At 43.2% G+C, this 23,224-nt stretch carries 21 protein-coding genes; 12 read left to right on the top strand and 9 right to left on the bottom strand.

The window, feature by feature from the left end; all coding sequences use genetic code 11:
• Window positions 1-17 precede the first annotated feature (17 nt).
• Genes EZV76_RS12735 through aroC form a run of 5 tightly spaced genes read right to left on the bottom strand, consistent with a single transcriptional unit; the run spans window position 18 to window position 5,500 of the window.
• The gene (locus EZV76_RS12735) at window positions 18-1,190 is read right to left on the bottom strand and encodes a peptidase MATCAP family protein (protein ID WP_136566947.1); all 1,173 of its coding nucleotides are present in this window, start codon (window positions 1,188-1,190) and stop codon (window positions 18-20) included.
• A complete protein-coding gene (locus tag EZV76_RS12730; protein WP_136566946.1) occupies window positions 1,187-2,014 on the bottom strand; it encodes an N-formylglutamate amidohydrolase in 828 nt (275 codons plus the stop codon). The genes EZV76_RS12735 and EZV76_RS12730 overlap by 4 nt, the downstream gene beginning before the upstream one ends.
• Window positions 2,007-3,038: a glutathione synthase gene (gene gshB, locus EZV76_RS12725; RefSeq protein WP_136566945.1), complete on the bottom strand. Its 1,032-nt coding sequence runs from the start codon at window positions 3,036-3,038 to the stop codon at window positions 2,007-2,009. Before gshB ends, EZV76_RS12730 begins: the two co-directional genes overlap by 8 nt.
• Before the next feature lie 15 nt (window positions 3,039-3,053).
• Complete coding sequence (locus EZV76_RS12720; RefSeq protein WP_136566944.1) at window positions 3,054-4,379, bottom strand: dicarboxylate/amino acid:cation symporter; 1,326 nt, start codon at window positions 4,377-4,379, stop codon at window positions 3,054-3,056.
• A 56-nt stretch (window positions 4,380-4,435) separates the two neighbouring features.
• Window positions 4,436-5,500, bottom strand: coding sequence for a chorismate synthase (aroC, locus tag EZV76_RS12715; RefSeq protein ID WP_136566943.1), 1,065 nt, complete (start codon window positions 5,498-5,500; stop codon window positions 4,436-4,438).
• A 193-nt stretch (window positions 5,501-5,693) separates the two neighbouring features.
• Between aroC and EZV76_RS12710 the strand changes: the two genes are divergently transcribed.
• Window positions 5,694-6,605: a UDP-2,3-diacylglucosamine diphosphatase gene (locus EZV76_RS12710; protein ID WP_136566942.1), complete on the top strand. Its 912-nt coding sequence runs from the start codon at window positions 5,694-5,696 to the stop codon at window positions 6,603-6,605.
• Here the strand turns inward: EZV76_RS12710 and EZV76_RS12705 are convergent.
• Window positions 6,576-9,491: an FAD-binding and (Fe-S)-binding domain-containing protein gene (locus tag EZV76_RS12705; RefSeq protein ID WP_136566941.1), complete on the bottom strand. Its 2,916-nt coding sequence runs from the start codon at window positions 9,489-9,491 to the stop codon at window positions 6,576-6,578. The genes EZV76_RS12710 and EZV76_RS12705 overlap by 30 nt on opposite strands.
• A 90-nt stretch (window positions 9,492-9,581) precedes the next feature.
• Here EZV76_RS12705 and EZV76_RS12700 point away from each other — a divergent pair, with 90 nt between their 5' ends.
• Window positions 9,582-10,079, top strand: a complete 498-nt coding sequence (locus EZV76_RS12700; RefSeq protein WP_136566940.1) for a hypothetical protein — start codon at window positions 9,582-9,584, stop codon at window positions 10,077-10,079.
• Window positions 10,080-10,182: 103 nt separating this feature from the next.
• Window positions 10,183-11,298: a TlpA disulfide reductase family protein gene (locus tag EZV76_RS12695; protein WP_136566939.1), complete on the top strand. Its 1,116-nt coding sequence runs from the start codon at window positions 10,183-10,185 to the stop codon at window positions 11,296-11,298.
• 56 nt (window positions 11,299-11,354) lie between these two features.
• On the opposite strand, the gene EZV76_RS12690 is transcribed toward EZV76_RS12695, so the two are convergent.
• Window positions 11,355-12,005, bottom strand: a complete 651-nt coding sequence (locus tag EZV76_RS12690; RefSeq protein ID WP_136566938.1) for a rhomboid family intramembrane serine protease — start codon at window positions 12,003-12,005, stop codon at window positions 11,355-11,357.
• Between the two features lie 53 nt (window positions 12,006-12,058).
• Here EZV76_RS12690 and EZV76_RS12685 point away from each other — a divergent pair, with 53 nt between their 5' ends.
• The 3 genes from EZV76_RS12685 to EZV76_RS12675 all read left to right on the top strand — a co-directional run bounded on the left by EZV76_RS12685 (window position 12,059) and on the right by EZV76_RS12675 (window position 14,718).
• A complete protein-coding gene (locus EZV76_RS12685) occupies window positions 12,059-12,955 on the top strand; it encodes a lysophospholipid acyltransferase family protein (protein WP_136566937.1) in 897 nt (298 codons plus the stop codon).
• Window positions 12,956-13,072: 117 nt separating this feature from the next.
• Entirely contained in the window at window positions 13,073-14,062 is a 990-nt protein-coding gene (locus EZV76_RS12680; RefSeq protein ID WP_136566936.1) for a sterol desaturase family protein, read from the top strand.
• A gap of 116 nt (window positions 14,063-14,178) precedes the next feature.
• Entirely contained in the window at window positions 14,179-14,718 is a 540-nt protein-coding gene (locus tag EZV76_RS12675) for a YybH family protein (RefSeq protein WP_136566935.1), read from the top strand.
• Here EZV76_RS12675 and glmM read toward each other — a convergent pair.
• Entirely contained in the window at window positions 14,715-16,106 is a 1,392-nt protein-coding gene (glmM, locus tag EZV76_RS12670; RefSeq protein WP_136566934.1) for a phosphoglucosamine mutase, read from the bottom strand. The genes EZV76_RS12675 and glmM overlap by 4 nt on opposite strands.
• A gap of 90 nt (window positions 16,107-16,196) precedes the next feature.
• Here glmM and EZV76_RS12665 point away from each other — a divergent pair, with 90 nt between their 5' ends.
• From EZV76_RS12665 to EZV76_RS12655, 3 genes are read left to right on the top strand one after another with little or no spacing between them, the layout of a single operon-like run.
• Window positions 16,197-16,790 (top strand): acyl carrier protein phosphodiesterase, encoded by a 594-nt coding sequence (locus tag EZV76_RS12665; RefSeq protein ID WP_136566960.1) that lies wholly within the window; start codon window positions 16,197-16,199, stop codon window positions 16,788-16,790.
• The gene (ggt, locus tag EZV76_RS12660) at window positions 16,778-18,463 is read left to right on the top strand and encodes a gamma-glutamyltransferase (RefSeq protein ID WP_136566933.1); all 1,686 of its coding nucleotides are present in this window, start codon (window positions 16,778-16,780) and stop codon (window positions 18,461-18,463) included. Before EZV76_RS12665 ends, ggt begins: the two co-directional genes overlap by 13 nt.
• A 9-nt stretch (window positions 18,464-18,472) precedes the next feature.
• Window positions 18,473-19,390, top strand: coding sequence for an ATP-grasp domain-containing protein (locus tag EZV76_RS12655; protein WP_136566932.1), 918 nt, complete (start codon window positions 18,473-18,475; stop codon window positions 19,388-19,390).
• A gap of 3 nt (window positions 19,391-19,393) precedes the next feature.
• Here EZV76_RS12655 and EZV76_RS12650 read toward each other — a convergent pair whose 3' ends face one another.
• Window positions 19,394-20,155, bottom strand: coding sequence for an XRE family transcriptional regulator (locus tag EZV76_RS12650; protein ID WP_136566931.1), 762 nt, complete (start codon window positions 20,153-20,155; stop codon window positions 19,394-19,396).
• A gap of 191 nt (window positions 20,156-20,346) precedes the next feature.
• On the opposite strand from EZV76_RS12650, the gene EZV76_RS12645 reads away from it, so the two are divergent.
• From EZV76_RS12645 to EZV76_RS12635, 3 genes are read left to right on the top strand one after another with little or no spacing between them, the layout of a single operon-like run.
• Window positions 20,347-21,609: a putative DNA modification/repair radical SAM protein gene (locus tag EZV76_RS12645; RefSeq protein WP_136566930.1), complete on the top strand. Its 1,263-nt coding sequence runs from the start codon at window positions 20,347-20,349 to the stop codon at window positions 21,607-21,609.
• An 18-nt stretch (window positions 21,610-21,627) separates the two neighbouring features.
• Window positions 21,628-22,404, top strand: coding sequence for a TIGR03915 family putative DNA repair protein (locus tag EZV76_RS12640; protein ID WP_136566929.1), 777 nt, complete (start codon window positions 21,628-21,630; stop codon window positions 22,402-22,404).
• A gap of 43 nt (window positions 22,405-22,447) precedes the next feature.
• Complete coding sequence (locus EZV76_RS12635) at window positions 22,448-23,224, top strand: DNA alkylation repair protein (RefSeq protein ID WP_136566928.1); 777 nt, start codon at window positions 22,448-22,450, stop codon at window positions 23,222-23,224.

Here is a 23,224-nt window from a genome sequence, read left to right as displayed (position 1 = left end):
TCGCTTTCTACATCAACCTATTTAAGATTGTTCAGGATAAAATCCAAGGTTTTGTTGGTGTTCAATTTTTGGTCAAAGGAATAACTCTTGTGGGCAATGGGCTGCGATAGGCCCAAACTTTTCAGATATTGAATGGTCTCTTCATAATCCAATGACACTTTTCCAGTGAGCAGCACATCCATACCCTCTTCTTTTTGATAGCGCTTGTATATTTTCCGAAGCCCGCTGAGGTACAATCGGTCTTTGGTAAAGCCCCCTCCCCTATGTGCCCGGAGGGTAATACTAAAAGCATCATCCCGGTTGAGCTTGTATTGCCCATGAATCAAGTTGAAAGTGTCCGCAAAAGAATAACCCTTAATTAAACTGTCAGCGGCCAACACCCTGTATGCCAATTCTTTTAATCGTTTCAAGGTCAATGCTCCTCCCATATATTCGCTAAAAACCGCCAATCCTTCCTGAGTCTCCACATTTTTGGGCAGACCGTTGGAAAAAATCTTCAAAGGTTGTTTCAAACCATTGTAGGTAGTGACCAAGTGCACCCCAATTTCATGGTTGGCCAAAGTCAATAGCTGATTCTTGCTAAACTTAGTGTTCTTTTTAATAAGTAGTGACTGGGAACTGTTGCTCACCATAGCCTCCGCAGCAATATTGGTGGAGAACTTAATATTCAACGGAAAATCGTACTGCTTTACAAAATCTTCAAAATAGGAACGGGCCTGTTCAGCAGAAAACACTTTTTCCATATCCGAGACCATGGGTTCATCCCCAAAATGGAGAATGAAACGTGCATTTTGCACATCTTTTTCGGTTGGGGTACCATAAACCCGAAGCGAGTTGTAATAAAAATTCTTGCCTTTACCAATGGTTTCTATGCACTGTACCATGTTGGAATAGTAATAAATGACCTCTTGGTACAATTTGCGGATTCTGTCATCCGAGATTCGCTCTAAACGCTGGGAGAAGAACAGCCTATGCAATTTATAGGGGTCGAACTTGAGTTTGGGATACTTAAACTCGGGCTCAATGGTATATTTTGAAGCGAAGAAGCGGTTTTTTTCCTTTTCAATGTTCAATGGGTTAATATAGCTCAACAGCTCAATACGGCCTACCAAACGATCCAGATTGGCATCAATTTCAAATAGGTCGCCATATTCCCTAGCCAATTGCTGTGTTTCCTTTTCTCCTATCATACGTTCGCCTTTTCAAAAGCAGTTACCATTTCAGGAATCAAAATCTTTAATTGTCGTTCTACGGCCCAAACTACTTCGGGAAAAATTATCCCGGTATGCTCATCACAATAGATTTTCGAGATTTCAGTCGCCAAAACTAAGGTATTATTAAATTCATGGGTTATAAATTTTAGAAAATGGCCATTCCCTTGGAAGGTATCATTGATTTTTGAAGTGGACGGTGTTCCATGAGGAAGCTCAATCGTCTGTAATCTTTCTCTCCACAGTTCTGCCAATCCCCCAAATCGCTCATTGTCAATATTGGAAATACCCAAATTCCAAACCGGTACTTCCCGCTCCCATCGCTTCCAATTATAACTGTGCATATCAAACACCAATACCTTGGGGAACTTGGACTCCAGCTTGTTGATCAGAGCATGCACTACTTTGTAGAAATTGCGATGTTTTTGAAGGCTTATCTCCCGTTCGATTTCCGATATAGGGCTTTTCCACAATTGTTTGCCCCAAGCATCGGTATAGATTGCAGTTTCTTCCGGTCGGTTCAGGTCGTACTCGAACCTACTATCGCACCCAGCAATTACAATGGGATGGGATTGCACCATTTGCTTGGTGCAGGGGTCTTCCTCATACCATCGTTCATAATCAGTATGCATACAATTGTCCCACAGCGATTTTCTGAATTGGTGCCCATCATGAACAGCCCCACAGATGTAAGGGACATACCCATCAATCTTTAGGGTAAAGGAATAGTCTTCAGAAACGGCCTCAAAACATTCTTCGTTGTTGATGCGAAGAATAATGTCATCAATGCTGCACCTAAGCATTTTCAACTTCGTTACGTAAACGGGACCTACGGTCAAAAGCGGTCAGCTTGTCCACAACCTTACTTTCGATAAAATCAATGACCTTGGTCTGCACCTTGGTTTTATAGGCTTTATTGATGTAGGTAATGCCTCCAGGGGACATGACATTCACCTCCACCAATTTACCGCCGATTACATCAATGCCCACAAAGTAGAGTCCATCATTCACCAATTTGGGACCGATCTGCTTACACAAAGCCTTTTCCTGTTTAGTAAGGGTGTGCTTGGCCACAGAACCACCGGCCGATACATTGGAACGATGATCATCTGAGCCCGGAATCCTCCGCATGGCCCCAATGGGCTCTCCATTAAGCAGTAAAATACGGATATCCCCTTGGTCCGCACCTTCAATGTATTCTTGAAGTATGACGTAGTTAGAAGTTCCATCTGAGTTGGTTACATAAAAATCCAACAACGAGTTAATGTTGGACATAGCTGATTTTTCAATAAGGATTACTCCAGAACCCCCATAACCGTTCAAGGGCTTTAAAATCATCTTGTCCGCAGTTGAGGCTTTAATCTGTTGGATTAGATATTTCTTGTTTTTGGACACATGGGTCGCTGGGATGATATTGCTATGACTATCCCCAAAAGCGGCCGTGTACAATTTATTATTGGCCTCTCGCAACCCTTGCAGTGAATTAACAATGAACACATCATCCTTTACGGAATCCAAAAAATTAAGCATCAGGGGATCCAAGGGTGGATTAGCTCGCATAAATATTACATCAAATCCTGCCAAAGGAAGCATTTCTTCGCGCGTACTGGCCTGCTTGTAGAAGGTTTTCGGACTACTGGAAATCTTTTCCTGCCTATTGATCACAGTACAAAAAGCGCTGGTAACACTGTTCCTAATGGTTAAATTGGCCGGCGTACACAAAGCCACGCCGTGCTTTCGTCTTACACATTCATGGATCAAGGCCAAACTGGTATCGTTTTCCGGATTGATTTGATCCCACGGATACATTAAAAAACAGATGTTCATCACAGTACGTTTTTGTTATTTTACTTCATCGTAATTGTCGTCCCATTCTTCAACGTGTGGGTCTCCGAGCTTATCAACAGATTTGGCTACCACCATGGAAACAGTGGCATCACCTGTCACGTTCACCACAGTTCTGCACATATCCAAAGGTCTATCCACCGCAAATATCAAGGCTAGACCTATGGCCAATTTATCTGCGGGGAAACCGATTGATTCCAGTACAATCACCAACATTACCATCCCCGCACCAGGTACGGCGGCAGAACCGATGGAAGCCAATAGAGCCGTTAACACTATGGTCAATTGATCGGCAAAAGTGAGTTCAAAGCCAAGAGCTTGTGAAATGAAAACAGCGGCGACTCCTTGGTAAAGACTTGTCCCATCCATATTGATGGTAGCCCCTACCGGCAACACAAAGCTGGACACTTCTTTATCCACACCAATGTGTTCTTCCACTCTTTCCATAGTTACAGGCAGGGTTGCGGCACTGGAACTGGTAGAGAAAGCCAAAAGTTGGGCCGGACTTATTTCCTTTAAAAACCAAAAAGGGTTTTTCTTGGTAAAAGTAGATACCACGACAGCGTAAAAAACTATCATAAGAGCAAGCCCCAAAACCACCACACCGGCATATTTCAATAGGGCCAATAACAAATCAGGGTCACTCGAGGAGACCACAACCGCCGCCAATAGTGAAAAAACAGCATAAGGTGCAGTAAGCATAATCAAATCCACCATCTTCAGGACCACATCATTAAGCGAATCGAAGAAATCCTTTAAGGGTTTTGCCTTTTTTTCCCCTATCAATAACATGGAAATCCCCAAGAAAATGGTGAAAAAGATGACCTGTAGCATCAAGCTATTGTCACTCATGGCCGACAGAGCATTATCCGGGACCATGTCTACCAAAAACTGCAACGGACCGCTGTCCTTTTGTCGCGAAGCTTCTTCCAACTTGGAGGTGACCCCTGCATCATTCGCATAGGTTTCGGTAAGCTTGGTTACCGTTTCTTGGGAAATCCCTTTTCCAGGGCGTACTGTATTCACCAATATCAAACCAATGCTAATGGCCACTACAGTTGTGATGATGTAGATGCCTATGGTACGTAAACCTATATTCTTAAACTTGGAAATATCTTTTAGGTCTGAAATCCCCTTCACCAATGAAGCGATGATGAGTGGAATGGCAATCAATTTAAGCAGTTTCACAAAAACGGTTCCCAGAGGCTGGATCCAGTCAGAAACAAAATCATTTCCCCAATCCACGAGGGTCATTCCAAATCCAAACAATATCCCCAAGAGCATACCGATAAGGATTTGCCAGTGCAGTTCAAGTTTACGCATATTTACTTTTTAGGAAAGTAATATACTATTTTTGATGGGAAACGCCGTAAAGCTGGTTAGATTTTGTTGGATCGGGCCAATAGCGTATAATCTGCCAGGACTAGAGCAGCCATAGCTTCCACAATGGGAACAGCTCTTGGAACAACACAAGGGTCGTGCCTACCTTTACCCTGGGTAGTCACTTTTTCCCCTTCTTTATTTATGGTGTCATAAGCCTGAAGTACCGTGGCAACAGGCTTAAAGGCTACACTGAAATAGATATCCATTCCATTGCTGATACCACCTTGGATGCCGCCGCTACGATTGGTTTTTGTGGTGCCGTCCGTATTATAAGCGTCGTTGTGTTCACTGCCCTTCATCTTCACACCATCAAACCCACTACCATATTCAAAACCTTTCACTGCGTTGATGGACAACATAGCTTCTCCCAATTTGGCATGGAGTTTATCAAAAACAGGCTCTCCAAGACCGATAGGTACATTTTGGATAACACAGGTAACCACTCCACCAATGGTATCGCCTTCTTTTTTTATGGATTTGATGTATTCCTCCATCTGGCTGGCCATTTCCATATCCGCACAGCGCACTGGATTGGATTCAATTACGGAAAAATCGAGTTGATTGTAATTTTTATCCAACTTAAGCGCTCCTACTTGGGAAACATAGGCTGTTATTTTGATGTCTTTCAACAATTGCTTGGCGATGGCTCCTGCCACAACCCTACTTGCTGTTTCCCTGGCCGAGCTCCGACCTCCTCCGCGATAGTCACGAAAGCCATATTTCTGGTCGTAGACATAATCGGCATGGGACGGGCGGTATGAATCCTTGATATGAGAATAATCCTTGGATTTTTGATTGGTATTCCGAATAGCAAAACCAATAGGTGTTCCTGTGGTCTTTCCTTCAAAAACACCGGAAAAAAACTCCACCGTATCTGGCTCTTTGCGTTGGGTTACTATAGCCGACTGTCCTGGTTTTCTCCTGTCCAACTCCTCCTGAATCATTTGCAAGTCCAATTCAACACCTGCAGGGCAACCATCAATGACCCCGCCCAAGGCAACACCATGTGATTCCCCAAAAGTGGTCAGTCTAAAAAGTTGTCCAAAAGAATTCCCAGCCATCCGGTATAAAATTTAAGAATTTCAAAGGTAGATGTTAAAAATCGAATTCAAAAACAACCCAGCCACTTAATGTTATTGTAACAAATTGCTTTTCTGGTTGATGATTATTTAACGATATGCTCATGAAATATTGATTTGAATTTGATTTTAAGTTTATTCCTACATCCTTAATTTGTAATTAAACCCTATTCGATTGAAAAAAAGGAAGATAGAACTCGCCGTCATATCCGATGTACATTTGGGCACTTATGGTTGCCATGCCCATGAACTCATTGCCTACCTCAATAGCATTCAACCTAAAAAGCTCATTTTAAACGGGGATATCATTGATATCTGGCAGTTTAAAAAACGGTATTTTCCGGCTGCCCATTTAAAGGTTCTCCGTAAAATAATAGGAATGGCCTCAAAAGGCACTGAGGTTTACTATATCACTGGAAATCATGATGAAATGCTCCGTAAGTTCAGTGATACTTCAATGGGTAACTTTAAAATTTCCAACAAATTGGTGCTGAACTTGGATGGTAAGAAAGCCTGGATTTTTCATGGGGATGTTTTTGATGTCTCCATCCAAAATGCCAAATGGCTGGCCAAACTGGGTGGGTACGGATACGACCTCCTTATCCTCATCAACAGTTTTATCAACTGGGGCTTGGTAAGAATGGGCCGTGAAAAATATTCCCTTTCCAAAAAGATAAAAAATAGCGTAAAACAGGCCGTAAAGTATATCAATGATTTTGAGCGCACTGCAGCCGACCTCGCCATAGAAAATGATTACGATTACGTCATCTGCGGACACATCCATCAACCTAAAAAGGAACGCTACGAAAACAAAAAAGGAAGCTGCGTATACCTTAATTCCGGAGATTGGGTGGAAAACCTGACCGCTTTGGAATATTCCTTTAAACGTTGGAAGGTCTACCATTACAACCATGACCGATTATCTCCTTTCTTTGCTGATGAGGACCTCAAGGAAATGGACATGAATGAACTCATTGCCTCCATAACCGACAAAGAGGTGGAAATTGAAAACGTTACCGAAGAGTACGAAAACCAAAAACTGGAAAGCGAAAAATCCTTAAACGACCAAAGCCTGTCTCAAGATTGATACCGGATGCTGGGCATCCCGTTCCGTTCCATCCTTGATTTGATGCCTACAACTGGTTCCATTGGCCGAAATCAATGTGTCTGCATCACTTTTCCGTACTGCGGGGAACAGCTTCAAATCTCCTACCTTCATACTGGTATCATAATGCTCTTTCTCGTACCCAAAGGAGCCCGCCATTCCACAACATCCTGATGCAATTATGGTTACTTTGTAGTTTTTGGGCAGATTAAGCACATCAAAGGTCACCTTCTGGTTGCTCAATGCCTTTTGATGGCAGTGATTATGGATTTTAACCGTTCTTTCTTCCTGCGTGAAACTATCGGAAGTAATATGACCTGCAGCAATTTCCGAAGCCAAGAACTCCTCTATCAAAAATGATTTTGATGCCAGTTTTTGCAACAGCGGCTTGTCCTCATAAAGTCGTTGGTACTCATCACGGAACGAGAGAATTGCTGAAGGCTCCAATCCCACAATAGGGATGTCCCGGTCCAAAATCCCCTTCAGTCCCTCCATATTTTTTGCTACCAACCTCTTGGCTTGCTTTAAAAACCCCTTGGACAAATACGTCCTACCACTTTCAGCATAAAACAACTCCACATCATACCCCAACTTGCACAACAGCTCTATGGCATCCCTTCCAACTTCGATGTCCAGATACTTGGTGAATTCATCCAAATACAGCACCACTTTCTTCTTGGAAAGGTCTGTGTTTTTTAAGTTGAATTGCTTCAAATGCTTCTCAAAACTAAATCGATATACTTTGGGCAGGCTACGCTCTTGGGCCACTCCGGAAGTTTTCTTCAAAAATCCTCCGATAAGCTTGGAATCATACATAGCATTGGTCAACCCGGAAAGTTGGCTCCCCAAGGCATTCAATTTGGTGTTGTACGCAAACAACTTGCTCCGCAAGGGGTAGCCATTACTTTCTTGATACTGATACAAAAATTCAGCCTTTAAAGTAGCCACGTCCACATTACTGGGGCATTCACTGGCACAAGCCTTACAACTCAAGCAAAGATCAAAAACCTCCTTAAGTTCTTTTTGATCAAACTTATTGGCTTTCTCGGTATTGGTCAAAAATTCACGTAATGCATTGGCCCTACCTCTTGTGGTATCTTTTTCATTTTTGGTGGCGTGAAAACTGGGGCACATGCCTCCAGACATATGATGACTTTTACGGCAATCCCCACTGCCATTACATTTTTCGGCCGCCTTGAGGATACCCTCACTATCCGAAAAGTCCATCAGCGTAGTCACTTCGGGTTCTTCTCGGTCCACTTCGTACCTCAAGGATTCATCCATGGGGTAGGCATCCACAATTTTCCCGGGGTTAAAAATATTATTGGGGTCGAACAATGATTTTACCCGTTTCAGCAATTCATAATTCTCCTCCCCGATCATCATGGGGATAAACTCGGCACGGACAATGCCGTCTCCATGCTCCCCGCTGAAACTTCCTTTATATTTTTTGGTGAGTTTGGCCACATCGGTGGTGATGGAACGGAACAATACCACATCCTCTGACTTCTTCAGGTTGAGAATGGGTCTTAAATGCAGTTCTCCAGCTCCGGCATGGGCATAATACACGGCATCTTGGTTGTAATCCTTCATGATTTGGGTGAACTCCCCGATAAAATCTTTCAAATCCTCCAAAGCAACCGCTGTATCTTCAATACATGCCACAGCTTTGCGATCCCCAACCATATTCCCTAAAAGTCCCAAGCCCGCTTTTCGAAGCTCAATGGCCTTGTTGATATCGTCACCCATCAAAACAGGATTGGCATAGCTTAACCCTGATTTTTCTAGCGTATCCAATAAATCCTTTAACTGTTTCTTCAATTCTTCCTCGGTATGGGCCCTTACCTCCAACATAAGAATACCAGCTGGGTCTCCATCCACAAAAAACCGATTGGCCAGCTGCGCCCTGTTATTCTTGGTACAATCCAAAATAACCTTATCCATCATCTCGCAGGTATGCAGATTATGCTGCATCACAGGAGCCACATCACCTAAACAATCCTCCAAAGTTTTATAATGTGTGGCGACCATGGCAGACATTGGTGGAGGTAAATCATCCACTTGCAAGGTAATCTCAGTGGTAAAGGCCAGAGTACCTTCACTCCCGGACAATAACTTGCACAAATTAAAGTCTTCCTTAAACTCACCGAACAAGTTGTTTTTCAACAATTCGTCCACTGCATATCCCGTATTTCTACGGTGAATACTGGCTTTGGGAAACTCCGCTTCAATATTATCCTGATTCTGCTTGTTGGAAAGCTCTTTCTCCAAGTTGGTATAAATGGTTCCCTCCAATGAGGCCTCCTGTTTCTTCTTATGAAATATCTCTTTTGAGACTCCAGCGAATGAAGCTTCGCTACCGTCGGATAAAATACAGTTCAAGGCCACTACCTTGTCCCTAGTCACCCCATACTGGATGGAAGTTGTTCCTGAGGAGTTGTTGCCGACCATTCCTCCAATCATACACCGGTTGGAAGTGGAGGTGTTGGGCCCAAAAAACAAACCAAATGGTTTTAAAAATAGGTTGAGCTCATCCCGAACCACGCCCGGCTGCACACGTACCTGCTTTTTCTCCTTGTCCAGATGTAGAATCTGTGTGAAATTTCGTGATACATCAACAACAATGCCCTCGCCCACACATTGGCCAGCCAACGAGGTTCCTGCGGTCCTGGGAATTAAACCTATATTGTTGTCTGTTGCAAAACGGACCAAGGTTTTAATATCATCTATATTTTCAGGGTATGCCACAGCGGTGGGCAATTTACGGTATACCGAAGCATCTGTGGCGTACAATGCCCTGCTAAGGTTATCCATCAACAATTCTCCGTTCAGCTTTTGCGACAGAGATTTTAACAAAGATTTATCCAATATGGAACAATTTTTGGTGACTGAAAGAGTTTCAAAAGTGTCTTAAAGACATTACAAAATTATTTTAATTTTAATTAAAAAGAGAACCTTATGAAGATTACCACACTATTTGCAGCGCTTTTTTTGTTTGCCTCAACCGCGGTGAGTGCGCAAGACATTGCCAATCACGCTCTTGGACTCCGTTTGGGGGACAGTGATGGCTTTGGAGCGGAAATTTCATATCAAAAATCCATAGCCCAATATAATAGGGCGGAATTCAACTTAGGCTGGAGGGACAGCCGTTATTTTGATGCCTTTAAACTTAGTGGTGTTTATCAATGGGTACACCAATTGGATGGCAATTTTAACTGGTACTACGGTGTAGGTGGAGGATTGGGAAATGTGGATTTTGATCCGGGACCCGATTTTGACAATGATAACGATGGCCTGTTTGTGTTTGCGGCAGGTGATATTGGGGTGGAATACAATTTTGACATCCCTCTACTCCTTTCCCTCGATTTTAGGCCTGAAGTGGGCTTGGTGGGCTATGATGGGTTCAGTGACAATTTTGACTTTGACATCGCCCTGGGGATTCGATACCAATTCTAAAAATACAGTTTAAAGATATTTTCACCCTTGTACCTTTTTGATAGGTACAAGGGTTTTTTTATGCCATATGGAATGAATACCTTAGCAACTTAAACTACAAGATATGAAATACGTATTTGTAATTGCTTTCGGAGTTTTACTATTGGCTTCGTGCAATTCTGAACCGAAAGGATATTCATTGAATGTTACTGTTACTGGCGAACCAGAGAACGGGACCAAAATATTTCTAAGAACCACCGATTCCCTAAACCAGCTTGTGGATTTGGACACTACCACCATAGAAAATGGAGCTTTCAGCTTTACGGGAACACAGGCCCAACCAAAGCTTTCATATCTATTTATGGAATCCGGTAGAGGAAACATTCCTTTTATTTTGGAAAACGGTGACATCAAAATCAAGTTTCAAAAAGACAGCATGACCTATGCCAAATTGGAAGGTACTCACCAGAATGATCTTTTCATGGATTTTTTGGATGACTCCAGGGTACTGTCCGAAAAAGCAATGTCCATGCAAAACGATATGCGTATGGCCGCCCAACAGCGCGATACCGCAACCGTTACTGCGCTACGGGAAGAATTTATAGAGTTCCAGGAAGAAGCTAAAAACTTCAATGTTGAATTCGCCAAAAACAATCCAGATGCATTAATCTCTGCTTTGATCATCGGTAACCTTATGGCCAGCAAGGCTTTACCCCATGAGGAAATCAAAGCCATGTTCGAAGCCCTATCCCCTGAGGTAAAGGCTTCAGAACCTGGAAAACAAATCAAAGAACAGTTGGATAAGATGAAATCCACCGAAGTTGGTGTAAAGGCTCCTGAATTCTCAGCGCCAACCCCAGAAGGTGATGTTTTGGCATTGAGCGATGTTACCACAAAAGGAAAACTCACTTTGGTCGATTTTTGGGCAGCATGGTGTAGACCTTGCCGGGAAGAAAACCCCAACATTGTTTCTGTGTACCAAAAATACAAGGATAAAGGTTTCAATGTGATCGGGGTTTCTTTGGACGCTCGTGCAGAAGATTGGAAAAGTGCCATCGAATCAGACGGATTGGTTTGGAACCATATTTCCAACTTAAAACGTTTTCAAGACCCTATTGCCCAATTGTACAACATCAATGCCATCCCAGCTGCATTCCTTTTGGATGAAAATGGGGTGATCATTGCCAAAGATCTTCGCGGACCCGCCTTGGAACAAAAGGTGGCCGAGGTTCTTAATTAAAGAAAATATTCCCTTCAGATTTAAAAAGGCCCTTGATCAAGGGCTTTTTTATTGATTTATATTTTTCCCATTTTCTCCAAAACAAAGAGAATCACAATAGGCACGGCTAATAAAACCACAATTAAAGTATCTGTCACAAACAATTCCGGCTTAAACAATAAAGTGACCACATAGCCTCCTATAGCTCCCCCAAAATGAGCGGTATGTCCAATATTCCCCAACCTACTCTTCATCCCATAAATCGAATATAAAAGATAGGCTATCCCCAATACATAGGCTGGTAGAGGAATGGGAATAAACATGATTCCCAGCTGCATATCCGGATTCAACAGGATGGCCGCATATAAGATTCCTGTTACCGCGCCACTTGCCCCAACAGCACTGTAATAGGGTTCATCCTTATGAAAAAACAAGGCCAATAAGCTACCCGCCACCAAACTGACAAAATAAATGACCAAAAATTTTCCGGGACCAAACCACCCAATCACCACATTGGCGAAAAAATAGAGGGTGAACATGTTAAAGAACAGATGGGAGATGTCAACATGCAAAAAGCCAGAAGTCACTATTCTGTCGCGCTGTCCAGCCCGAATTCCACTGATATTGAACTTATATCGGTCAAAAAAGTCCGTATAGTTGAATCCTCTAAGGGAAACAATGACATTGGCGGCCATAATGGCAATAGTAGCGATGTGTAAATTGAACATGAATAGTAAAGTTTGGATTCAAATATAGCTATATTTGCACACACGAATCGCCTATGCAGTTGACCATATTCATCCTTGTCTATCCCTTGCTCTGGTTGGTCTCCAGACTCCCCTTTAAACTGATCTACTTACTTTCGGATGGCGTGTACGCGCTATTGTATCATGCCATCGGATATCGCAAAAAAGTGGTTCGTAGCAACTTGGCCTTGGTTTTTCCCGAAAAGTCCCAAGTGGAACGGCTAGTAATAGAAAAAAGGTTCTACAAGCATATGTGCGATATGTTCTTGGAAATGATAAAGACCATGGGCATTAGTAAAGAAGAAATCCAAAAACGGTTTACAGTAACCAATTTTGAACTGCTTCATAGCCTTGAAGAAAAAGGGACCAATACCATGCTTATGCTTCCCCACTACGCCAGTTGGGAATGGGTTTTGTCGTTAAACCTTCAAATACAGTCCAAAGGCTATGGCATCTATCAAAAAATAGAGAACAAGTATTTTGATAAACTCATCCGTCAGATAAGGGGGAAATTCAACACTACTTTAATATCAACAAGGGAGTCCAGAAAAATCCTGAAAGCTGCCAAAGAAAGCAATGAGTTGTTGATGGTGGGTATAATCAGTGATCAATCCCCGATGGTCAGCAGGGCAAAGTATTGGACGGATTTTATGGGGATTGTGGTTCCCGCCCACGTTGGAGGTGAGGAAATCTGTAAAGCCAATGACATTGTGCCGGTATACCTTAAGGTTAAAAAGAAGAAAAGAGGATATTACGAAGGCACTTTCAAAATACTTTCCGAAAACCCTTCTGAAGTAGAGGACTACAAGATAACAGATGCTTTTTTGAGAGAAACTGAAAAATCTATACGCGAAGCTCCAGAGTATTATTTCTGGACCCATAAACGCTGGAAACACAGAAATAAGGTTCCCTTAGAGTTTCAGAATCAGTAGGTAAGGTTTAAAATAGTGAACCACTTGACGTAGGTGGGATGCAATTTGTTGTTGGTCGAAATTTTATAGAATTTTTTTCCTAGTTTTCTACTTTCTAAACCAACTAAACAAACTTTCATGGAATTATTGCAAACACTTTACAATGAAGTCATAGGTTTTCTGGGCATTTCCCAAGCTTGGGAAATACTAAAATCTGGCGATTATTCATCTTTCACCACCTATGATGGTATTGTATCCCTGATTTATCCCATTATCCCTCTTTTGCTTATTCTTGAGCTTATTTTGGGATTGATATACAAGAAACCACACGCCAAGGTCTACAAGGTCAATTTTCTGATTTACATCTTCAATAGGTTTGTAGGGCGATTTATTGCCATTGCCATGGTTGCCTTTTGCATTGGATTGTTTCAACAATATGCACCGTTCCAAACCACCATGACCTGGTATTGGTTCATCTACGGATATATTGTTTGGGAATTGGGCCATTTTGTCTATCACTATCTGGGCCATAAAGTTAGACTGTTCTGGTGTTTGCACTCCACGCACCATGCTCCGGAAGATATGAACCTGTCCGTGACCCATGCTCATTTTTTTCTGGAGGCCCCATATGCCGATAGTATCCGAACTACCATCTGCATTCTATTGGGTGTACAACCCGAATTACTGTTTCTGATCATGTTCATTGATGGCACCTATGGTGCTTTCATCCATGTTGGGGAGAATTTATTGAAAAATGGTCGATTGGGTTTTTTGAACAAAATCATCCTGACCCCGTCACACCACAGGGTACACCACGCCAAGAATCCGCTCTATATGGATACCAATTTTTGCAACCTGCTCAACATCTGGGACAAGGTGTTCAAGACCTATCAAGAGGAACAACACGATATCCAAATTGAGTATGGCATCACACGCGAAATGGACTCTGGCAACTTTCTGGATGTATATTTTGGCGAAATAGTGGCCTTGGCCAAGGATGTTTGGAATGCACCTGGCATCCTTAACAAATTTCGATATCTGGTCATGCCCCCGGGATGGAGCCATACGGGCGACCACAAAACCGCCAAAGTGGTTCGAGGCGCCTATTTGGAGTCGGTACATAGCTAAATCATTTGGAGGCCTGCCCCTTTATTGGACAGCATCCAAAATCATATACTTTTCTTAAAAGAGAACCGCAAGTTGGTTCTCTTTTTTATATTCAACAATCATTCAATCAACAAAAAATGAAACAGTTAACTGCTATTGTGCTCTTCTGCACTTTTGTGCTGTCCTATGGACAACGACCTCCTAAAGACATTCCCCAAGAAACCTTGGAAGCCATTAAAACAGAAGTTTGGATTCCGTTCATGGAAGCCTATGACCAATCCGACTCCCAAAAATTAAAGTCGATCCATACCCAAGATATTTTTAGGGTGACCCAAGATCAAAATCAAGTGGAGACCGGGGAAAGCTATTTGGAAGAGTTTGGGAATTTTGTGGAAACCGTAAAGGCCCGGGGCAGCCAAATAGGTATTGCCTTTGCCATTCGGTCCACGGCCCTCAACGATGATGGTGACATGGCCTACCAAACAGGATACTATCGTTTCAGCTCCAAAAGAGGTGATGATGAAAGCCTAGTGGTAAGGGGGTATGGTGAATTCAATGTGGGATTGCGCAAGGAAAACGGCACATGGAAAATATGGCTGGATGCGGACAAGCGCATCCAGCTATCGCCAGAAGATTTCAATGCACAGGAAATCGTATACGAGTTGGAAAAATCCTAGCTCAATCCAGCCACTTCCTTAATCTCATCAATGATCCTATCCGCAAGACCATCGGCTTCCGCTTGGGATTTGGCCTCGGTATAAATTCGAATAATGGGCTCGGTGTTGGATTTTCTCAAGTGCACCCAATTTTCAGGAAAGTCAATCTTTACTCCATCAATGGTGGATACTTCTTCGTTTTTGTACTTGTTGTGCATGGCATCCAGAAGGGCATCCACATCCAACTCGGGAGTAAGCTCTATCTTCTTTTTACTCATGAAATAGCTGGGATAACTGGCCTTAAGTTCGGCCACTGTGCCTCCTCTTTCGGACATCAACATTAAAAAGAGAGCGGTGCCCACCAAGGCATCACGACCGTAATGGCTTTCAGGATAGATGATTCCACCATTACCTTCACCGCCAATAATGGCATTGTTGGCCTTCATTTTGGTCACCACATTTACCTCTCCTACCGCAGCTGCCTCATAGGTGCCGCCATGCTTTTCCGTAACATCGCGCAAAGCCCGTGAGGAGGATAGATTGGATACCGTATTTCCCTTGGTCTTTCCCAAAACATAATCGGCACAAGCCACCAAGGTATATTCCTCGCCGAACATTTCACCGTCATTGCTGATAAACGCCAAACGATCCACATCAGGGTCCACCACAATACCAAAATCGGCTTTTTCCTCCACTACTTTTTTACAGATGTCCCCCAAATGCTCCTTCAAAGGTTCCGGATTATGTGGAAAATGACCCGTAGGGTCACAATACAATTTCACTACTTCAACCCCCAGTTCTTCCAACAATTTTGGAATGGCAATACCTCCAGTGGAGTTCACACCATCGACCACTACCTTGAATTTTTTCTCGCGAATCACATCGGCATCCACCAAGGAGAGTTCCAATACTTCATCAATATGAATGTCGATATAGGAATCGTTTTTGGTTATGGTCCCCAAATCATCCACTTCAACAAAGTTAAAATCCTCTTTGTCGGCCAAGGTCAATATTTTCGCCCCTTGCTCCGCATCCAAAAACTCACCGCGTTCGTTCAATAACTTTAATGCATTCCACTGTTTGGGATTATGACTGGCGGTCAAAATAATACCACCATCCGCTTTTTCAATAGGAACCGCAATTTCTACCGTAGGGGTTGTGGAAAGTCCCAAATCAATTACATCAATGCCCAGTCCCACTAAGGTAGAGACCACTAAATTTTGGATCATCTCACCGGACAAACGGGCATCCCTGCCAATCACCACGGTCAATTTCTCTTTTTGGGAATACTCCTTCAACCATGTGCCATAGGCCGCCGCAAATTTTACGGCATCCACCGGGGTCAGGTTTTCATTGGTTCGTCCTCCTATAGTTCCTCGTATTCCAGAAATTGATTTGATCAGTGTCATAGTGTTAAAAAAGTTTTTGCAAATATATAGGGCCCATCTGTATTCCATGTTTGGAATTTGTAAATTTCGATGGAAAAGAAATTTGCCTCGATGAACTTCCTCGCCCACATCTATCTGTCCTTTGATGACAAGGAAATTACCTTAGGAAATTTCTTTGCCGACCATATCCGAGGCAATAAGTACAAACATTTCCCAGAACGAATCCAAAAAGGCATTTTATTGCACCGGGAAATAGACACCTATACGGACTCCCACCCCATTCCCAAACAAAGCAGCAAGCGGCTTCATAAGAATTACAGCCATTATAGCCGTGTTATCGTGGATATTTTTTACGACCATTTTTTGGCCAAAAATTGGAGCGATTATTCCAAAATTCCACTTGAAGACTATGTGGAAAACTTTTATGACCTATTAGAGGATAACTACGACCTGCTTCCATTGGGCACCAAACGGATGATGCCCTATATGATTACGGACAATTGGCTGCTCAATTATGCCAATCTTGCCGGTATTGGCAGAGTACTCAACGGAATGAACCGAAGGACGCAGAATAGGTCGAAAATGAATTTCGCCATTTTGGACCTCGAAGAACATTATACTGACTTTGAAGCGGAGTTCACCGCTTTTTTTGAAGAATTGATTACCTTTTCCAAGCAAAAATTCATTTCCCTATGCGAAGAATAATACTCCTAGCCCCCCTCCTTTTCCTGTTCTTGAACTGTAAGCAGCAACCTGCGGTCCCTACGGGACTGGTCACGGAAAAAGCCATGGTGGTCTCGGCCCGTGAAGAAGCCTCAAAAATTGGAACGGACATCATGAAAAAAGGCGGGAATGCCTTTGACGCCATGGTGGCCACAGAACTGGCTCTCGCGGTTGCCTATCCCTTTGCCGGAAATCTAGGTGGCGGTGGTTTTATGGTCTATCGAAAAAACAATGGCGATATCGGTGGAATCGACTATCGCGAAAAAGCCCCGCTTGCTGCCCACAAGGATATGTATTTGGATTCCCTTGGGAATGTGATTCCGAATATGAGCATCGTTGGAGCCACTGCAGTTGGTATCCCCGGGACCGTGGCCGGGGTCATGGCAGTATATGAAAAATTTGGCTCCCTACCCCTGTCCGATATCATGGAACCGGTAATCGCCCTGGCCCAAAAAGGTGTGGTGGTTACCGAAAAGCAAGCCAAGCGATTGGAAGGTTACAAGGAGCGTTTTATAGAGGTAAATGGTGACAGCACCAAGTTTGCCGCCAATTTCAAGAAAGGAGACACTATAAAATACCCTGAATTGGCGAATACCCTTAAAAAGGTTCGAGATAACGGAAAAGATGGCTTCTACAAAGGTGAAATGGCCCAAAAACTGGCGGCCTTTGTACAGGAAAAGGGAGGCTATATGACCGAAGAGGATTTAGCACTATATGAAGCCAAGTGGCGTGACCCGATTGTGTTCGACTATAAAGACCTACGCATTATTTCCATGAGTCCGCCCAGTAGCGGCGGGGTGACCATCAACCAAATCTTTAAGATGATGGAACCCCATGACGTTTCCAAATTCGGACACAATTCCGTGAAGACCATCCAGCTCTTCACCGAAGCAGCGCGACGTGCCTACGCGGACCGAAATTATTTCTTGGGCGATCCTGATTTTGTGGATATTCCCTTGGAAACCTTGCTTAGTGATGCCTATCTAAAAGAACGCATGGCCAATTTTTCATTTGACCAAGCCACCCCTTCTTCAGAGGTGAGCCATGGGGAGGTTGAAATTGTGGAAAGCTCCGAAACTACTCACTATTCCATTGTGGACAGCGAGGGGAATGCCATTTCGGCCACCACCACCTTGAATGGTGGGTTTGGCTCCAAACTCTATGTAGATGAATTAGGGTTCTTTTTGAACAATGAAATGGACGATTTCAGCTCTAAACCTGGAGTGCCCAATATGTTTGGGTTGATCGGTGCCGAAGCCAACAGCATTGCCCCCGAAAAAAGGATGTTGAGCAGTATGACCCCCACTCTTGTGGAAAAAGACGGAAAGCTCTATATGGTGGTTGGTACACCCGGAGGCTCCACCATCATTACCGCAGTGGCCCAAACGATTCTCAACGTATACGAGTTCAATCTGAGCATGCAAGAAGCGGTAAATGCTCCTCGGTTCCATCACCAGTGGCTACCCGACATGATCATCTTTGAACCTGAAGGGTTTCCTGAAACCCTTACCGATGAACTGAAATCAAAAGGATACATCATCAATGAAGAAAGAACCCCCATCATTGGAAAAGTAGACGCTATCCGTGTGCTCCCCGATGGCCGTTTGGAAGGCGGAGCCGATAAAAGAGGGGACGATACCGCTGTTGGATTTTAAAGTTTGCCTATGAGTTTTGATGTCGTTGTACTGACCGACCCAAGATATATCAACCCCAAAAAAGAAAGCGCCTACATAGAAAATGTCCTTCTTGAAGACCGTTTAGTCTTGGAAGCACTGCAACGTTTAGGGCTGAATGCCATACGAAAGTCTTGGGACGACCCGGATTTTGATTGGTCATCCACCAAATATGCATTGTTCAGGACCACTTGGGATTATTTTGACCGATATCAAGAGTTTTCCAAATGGTTGGAATCCGCCTCCAAACAAACGAAATTCATCAATTCCAAAGACCTTATTTATTGGAACATTGACAAACATTACCTGAAGGACTTATCAGATGCCGGAGTGAATATCCCCAAAACCATTTTTATTGAAAAAGGGACCCAAACCACACTTCGCGACACTATTGAAGATGCGCTCGAAAATCAAGGGTTCATAGATGACATTTTTATCCTGAAACCTTGCGTTTCTGGAGCGGCCCGCCATACCTACAAAATCCTAAAGGAAGACATTCCAAAGTACGGAGCCATCTTTCAAGAGTTGATTGGCGAAGAAGCCATGATGCTCCAAGAATTTCAGGAAAACATTGTTAAGGAAGGAGAAATTTCCATGATGGTATTTAACGGAAAGTTCACCCATGCGGTACTCAAAATTGCCAAACCGGGGGATTTTAGGGTACAAGATGATTTTGGTGGAACGGTACACGATTACATCCCCTCCAAAGAACAGATTGCTTTTGCCGAAAAAGCGGCTCAAGCCGCATTGGAACTCCCGATATATGCCCGGGTGGATATTTTTAAGGACAACGACGGGGATTGGGCCTTGGCCGAGCTCGAAATTTTTGAACCTGAGCTTTGGTTTCGATTGTATCCTGAAGCGGCCAACATTCTTGCCAAAAGTATCAAGGAAACCTATTTCAAGTAATTTTTAGGTGTTGACCTGCCCCATTTGGCGTTTGAGCTCTTCCATGGACTGCTGCAACTGCTTCAGCAAACCAGTTTCTGTTGTGGCATCCACATTAAAGGTCAATTTGCTACTCACTTCCCAAATTTCTTGGATTTGGAAGGGCTTAATGTCGTAAGGTGGATACGCCTCGTTCAAGGAAACCAAAGTGATATTATTGGAATTGGGACGTTTCTCAATCTTTTTGACCATCACCGAATCCTGAAGCACCACCACATACATTTTATTCGGGCTCACATGATCTATGTGTTCAATGGCACGGGCCAACACCCAATCATTGGGCTTTAGATTGGGCAACATACTGTCGCCTTCGACTTGAAAACCACGATAGGTGGCATTTCTGAACTCCGGAATGGGCAGATCAAACGCCGGTAATTGTTGATACCAACTGGTATCTGTAATATTTTGGGGATACCCCGCTGCGGCCCGGGCATTCACCAATACCATATTGTCCTGGTCTGAATTGTCAACAGTAACCACTTTGGGAATCACACTGGTTTTGGAAGTGTCCAAATGCTTTTGATCACTCTCTCCGAACAGCCACATGGGATTTATCTTGAACTGTTTCAACAGCTCTGTCACCACTTTCCCGGATAGCTTGGTCCTTCCCCGCTCAATATCGGCCGTGGTATTCTTGACGCCCAACAATTGGGCAAACTCTGCTTGGGTAAATCCCAATTCACGTCGGATATCCGTAAATCGTTTTAAGGTTAGTTCATTTTCCATTTCATCCGTTCTTATATGAGATTGAGGCCTGAATTGTCATTATTTAACCTAAGAACAAAGACCTCTCGATTGCGGTCGAGGTGACCAAATAATTTCAAATATACATAATTTGGATTATTTCCAAAATATTTAATGGATTATATCCAATAATTGGAATATTTCCATATCTTTGATTGGAATATTTCCAAGTTATGAATTTTGAACGGATACGGGAAAAGTTGAACATTCTGGCTGATGCCGCCAAATATGATGTGTCCTGCGCCAGTAGTGGTAGTGACCGGACAAACAAAAGTCAAGGGTTGGGCAATGCCTCCAAAATGGGAATATGCCATAGCTATACGGAAGACGGCAGGTGTATCTCTTTATTGAAGATCTTATTGACCAACCACTGCATTTTCGATTGCGCCTATTGCGTAACACGGAAAAGCAATGATGTCCAACGTGCCGCTTTTAAAATCCAAGAAGTGGTGGACCTCACCATTAATTTTTATCGCAGGAATTATATCGAGGGGCTGTTCTTGAGTTCCGGAATTTTTAAAAATGCCGATTACACCATGGAACGTTTGGTGACCGTGGCCAAAAAACTACGGGAAGAGGAAAATTTCAACGGATACATCCATTTAAAATCCATTCCCGGGGCCAGTGATGAGCTCATGTACGAAGCAGGATTGTATGCAGACCGACTTTCCGTGAACATTGAGGTACCTACCATTTCAGGATTAAAGTTATTGGCTCCCGACAAAAAACATGAGGATTTCACCAAACCCATGCTCAAGGTGAAAAATGAGATTGTCCGCTACAAGGCTGAACGAAAAATCATCAAGAGCACTCCAAAATATGCCCCTGCCGGACAAAGCACCCAGATGATTGTGGGCGCTTCCGGGGAAACCGACAAGGACATCATGTATTCTGCAGTCCATTATTACAAGAATTACCAAATGCGCAGGGTCTATTATTCGGGCTATGTTCCCGTAGCAGATGATATGAGACTGCCCGCCATAGGCTCACAAGTGACCATGTTGCGCGAAAACCGACTGTACCAAACGGATTGGCTCCTTCGGTTTTATGGCTTTGCCATTAACGAAATCCTGAACAAGGAACATCCCAACCTGGATATGGATGTAGACCCCAAACTCTCTTGGGCGTTGCGCAATCTGCACCATTTCCCCGTTGATGTCAACAGTGCAGACAAGGCTCTATTGGCACGAATCCCGGGAATTGGGATGCGTTCTGTGGATAAAATCCTTAAGGCACGCCGCTTTAGAAAACTGAACTGGGACCACCTTAAAAAAATCGGGGTGGCCCTCAACCGTGCCCAATACTTTATGGTATGTGATTCCCGCCATTGGGAACGTAGGGATTTGGATGCGGAGAAAATCAAGGGTATGATCCTACAGACTTCAACAGGCAAGTTTCGGAATCAGTATAGCACCCAATTGTCATTGTTCAATTAAACATCAAAAATGAGCACTATGAAACCTTCAAAAACCCTAATTTACGATGGTAGCTTCAATGGCTTCCTCACTGCCGTCTTTGTCGCCTTCGACGAAAAAATTAATGTGGCCGACATCCAAAAAAATGGCCAAGGTCAGAACGGATTGTTTTCCGAATCAGAAACCATCTTCACCCATGTGGAAAAGGCCAAACGGGTCTGGAACGGAATCAGAAACAAGAGTCATAATGCCATTGCCAATGTGTATTTTGCTTTTTTGAGCGAAACCGAAGGGGTAGAATTGATGCTCTACACCTACATTCAAAAACTGATGGCCACCACCCTTGGAAAGCAAATGGATTATTCCGATGGGATTGTACTTTTCATTGACCAATTGGCCAAAAAAGTGGGTCGCGAAAAACACCGTATGGAAGCCTTTGTTCGCTTCCAACTGACCAAGGACGATATCTATTTTGCCAACATTGAACCCGATTTCGATGTGTTACCCCTGATTTCAAAACATTTTCGCAACCGCTACGCAGACCAGCAATGGCTGATCTATGATGTGAAACGTAAATATGGTATCTACTATAACTTGGACCATGTGGAAATGGTCTCGCTCAATCTGAAGGAAATCCATTTTAACAAAATCCATAAAAGTGATGCTTTTTTGAACGAGGAATACGATTACCAGACCCTATGGAACGATTATTTTAAAAGTACCGGCATCAAATCCCGTATCAACCCAAAATTGCACACGCAACACGTACCCAAACGGTATTGGAAATATTTGAGCGAGAAGAAAGAGGCGGTATAACCAGTTCTCTTAATTTTGGACGTATCTTCCAAAAATAAAGAGTATGGCTTATAAGCAGTTAAAGCTTTGGTTTGATGTGGAATTGGCCCAACTATTGGCCAATAAGCTATCTGAAAAAGGTATTCCTATAAATCACGAATCGTTTACAAGTACAGTTTCGGAAAGAGTTGGCAAACTGGAGCTGAAAGATAGAATTGAGTGTATAGCCGATGCCTTGGAATCCCATTTAACTGGTGATTACCTTACCAATTTAAATTGTTTGTTAGCCATTTTGGGTCCTGAGAATAAAAAAGAGACAGGCATGTTCAAAGAGTTTTATTGGATTATGCCGATTGCCAAATATGTTGAAAAGTATGGCCATGATCATTTTGAACAATCCATGGAGGCCATTGGGGAAATCACCAAACGCAATACTGGGGAGTACGCTATCAGGCCCTTTCTTGAAAAGTACCCTGAACAGACAGTAAAGGTGCTTATTCAATGGTCTAAGAGCCCTAACAAACATGTACGTCGTTTATCCAGTGAAGGGGCAAGACCCCGCTTGCCATGGGCCAAAAAGCTGAACATGTTTGTACACGACCCATCCCCCATCTTTCCAATTCTGGAGAATCTTAAGGACGACCCCAGTAAATATGTCCAAACCTCGGTAGCCAACACCATCAATGACATCCTGAAAGACAACCCTAACAAAGCCAAAAAACTGGTTGAATCATGGGTGTCTCAGGCCACAATAGAACGTAAGTGGATTATTAAACACGCTGTTCGGAACCTGAGAAAATCAAATGATCAATGGGCCATGGAAATAATAACCAAACTATAG

Origin of the sequence: Flagellimonas alvinocaridis (assembly GCF_004916895.1) — a bacterium.
Taxonomy (GTDB): Bacteria; Bacteroidota; Bacteroidia; order Flavobacteriales; family Flavobacteriaceae; genus Flagellimonas; species Flagellimonas alvinocaridis.
This window is presented reverse-complemented; position numbering and strand designations above follow the sequence as displayed.

Bases quoted from the DNA above. Each gene is read 5' to 3' on its own strand.
- EZV76_RS12735 (WP_136566947.1), bottom strand. From the start codon at position 1,190: ATGATAGGAGAAAAGGAAACACAGCAATTGGCTAGGGAATATGGCGAC.
- EZV76_RS12730 (WP_136566946.1), bottom strand. From the start codon at position 2,014: ATGCTTAGGTGCAGCATTGATGACATTATTCTTCGCATCAACAACGAA.
- gshB (WP_136566945.1), bottom strand. From the start codon at position 3,038: ATGAACATCTGTTTTTTAATGTATCCGTGGGATCAAATCAATCCGGAA.
- EZV76_RS12720 (WP_136566944.1), bottom strand. From the start codon at position 4,379: ATGCGTAAACTTGAACTGCACTGGCAAATCCTTATCGGTATGCTCTTG.
- aroC (WP_136566943.1), bottom strand. From the start codon at position 5,500: ATGGCTGGGAATTCTTTTGGACAACTTTTTAGACTGACCACTTTTGGG.
- EZV76_RS12700 (WP_136566940.1), top strand. From the start codon at position 9,582: ATGAAGATTACCACACTATTTGCAGCGCTTTTTTTGTTTGCCTCAACC.
- EZV76_RS12695 (WP_136566939.1), top strand. From the start codon at position 10,183: ATGAAATACGTATTTGTAATTGCTTTCGGAGTTTTACTATTGGCTTCG.
- EZV76_RS12690 (WP_136566938.1), bottom strand. From the start codon at position 12,005: ATGTTCAATTTACACATCGCTACTATTGCCATTATGGCCGCCAATGTC.
- EZV76_RS12685 (WP_136566937.1), top strand. From the start codon at position 12,059: ATGCAGTTGACCATATTCATCCTTGTCTATCCCTTGCTCTGGTTGGTC.
- EZV76_RS12680 (WP_136566936.1), top strand. From the start codon at position 13,073: ATGGAATTATTGCAAACACTTTACAATGAAGTCATAGGTTTTCTGGGC.
- EZV76_RS12675 (WP_136566935.1), top strand. From the start codon at position 14,179: ATGAAACAGTTAACTGCTATTGTGCTCTTCTGCACTTTTGTGCTGTCC.
- glmM (WP_136566934.1), bottom strand. From the start codon at position 16,106: ATGACACTGATCAAATCAATTTCTGGAATACGAGGAACTATAGGAGGA.
- EZV76_RS12665 (WP_136566960.1), top strand. From the start codon at position 16,197: ATGAACTTCCTCGCCCACATCTATCTGTCCTTTGATGACAAGGAAATT.
- ggt (WP_136566933.1), top strand. From the start codon at position 16,778: ATGCGAAGAATAATACTCCTAGCCCCCCTCCTTTTCCTGTTCTTGAAC.
- EZV76_RS12655 (WP_136566932.1), top strand. From the start codon at position 18,473: ATGAGTTTTGATGTCGTTGTACTGACCGACCCAAGATATATCAACCCC.
- EZV76_RS12650 (WP_136566931.1), bottom strand. From the start codon at position 20,155: ATGGAAAATGAACTAACCTTAAAACGATTTACGGATATCCGACGTGAA.
- EZV76_RS12645 (WP_136566930.1), top strand. From the start codon at position 20,347: ATGAATTTTGAACGGATACGGGAAAAGTTGAACATTCTGGCTGATGCC.
- EZV76_RS12640 (WP_136566929.1), top strand. From the start codon at position 21,628: ATGAAACCTTCAAAAACCCTAATTTACGATGGTAGCTTCAATGGCTTC.
- EZV76_RS12635 (WP_136566928.1), top strand. From the start codon at position 22,448: ATGGCTTATAAGCAGTTAAAGCTTTGGTTTGATGTGGAATTGGCCCAA.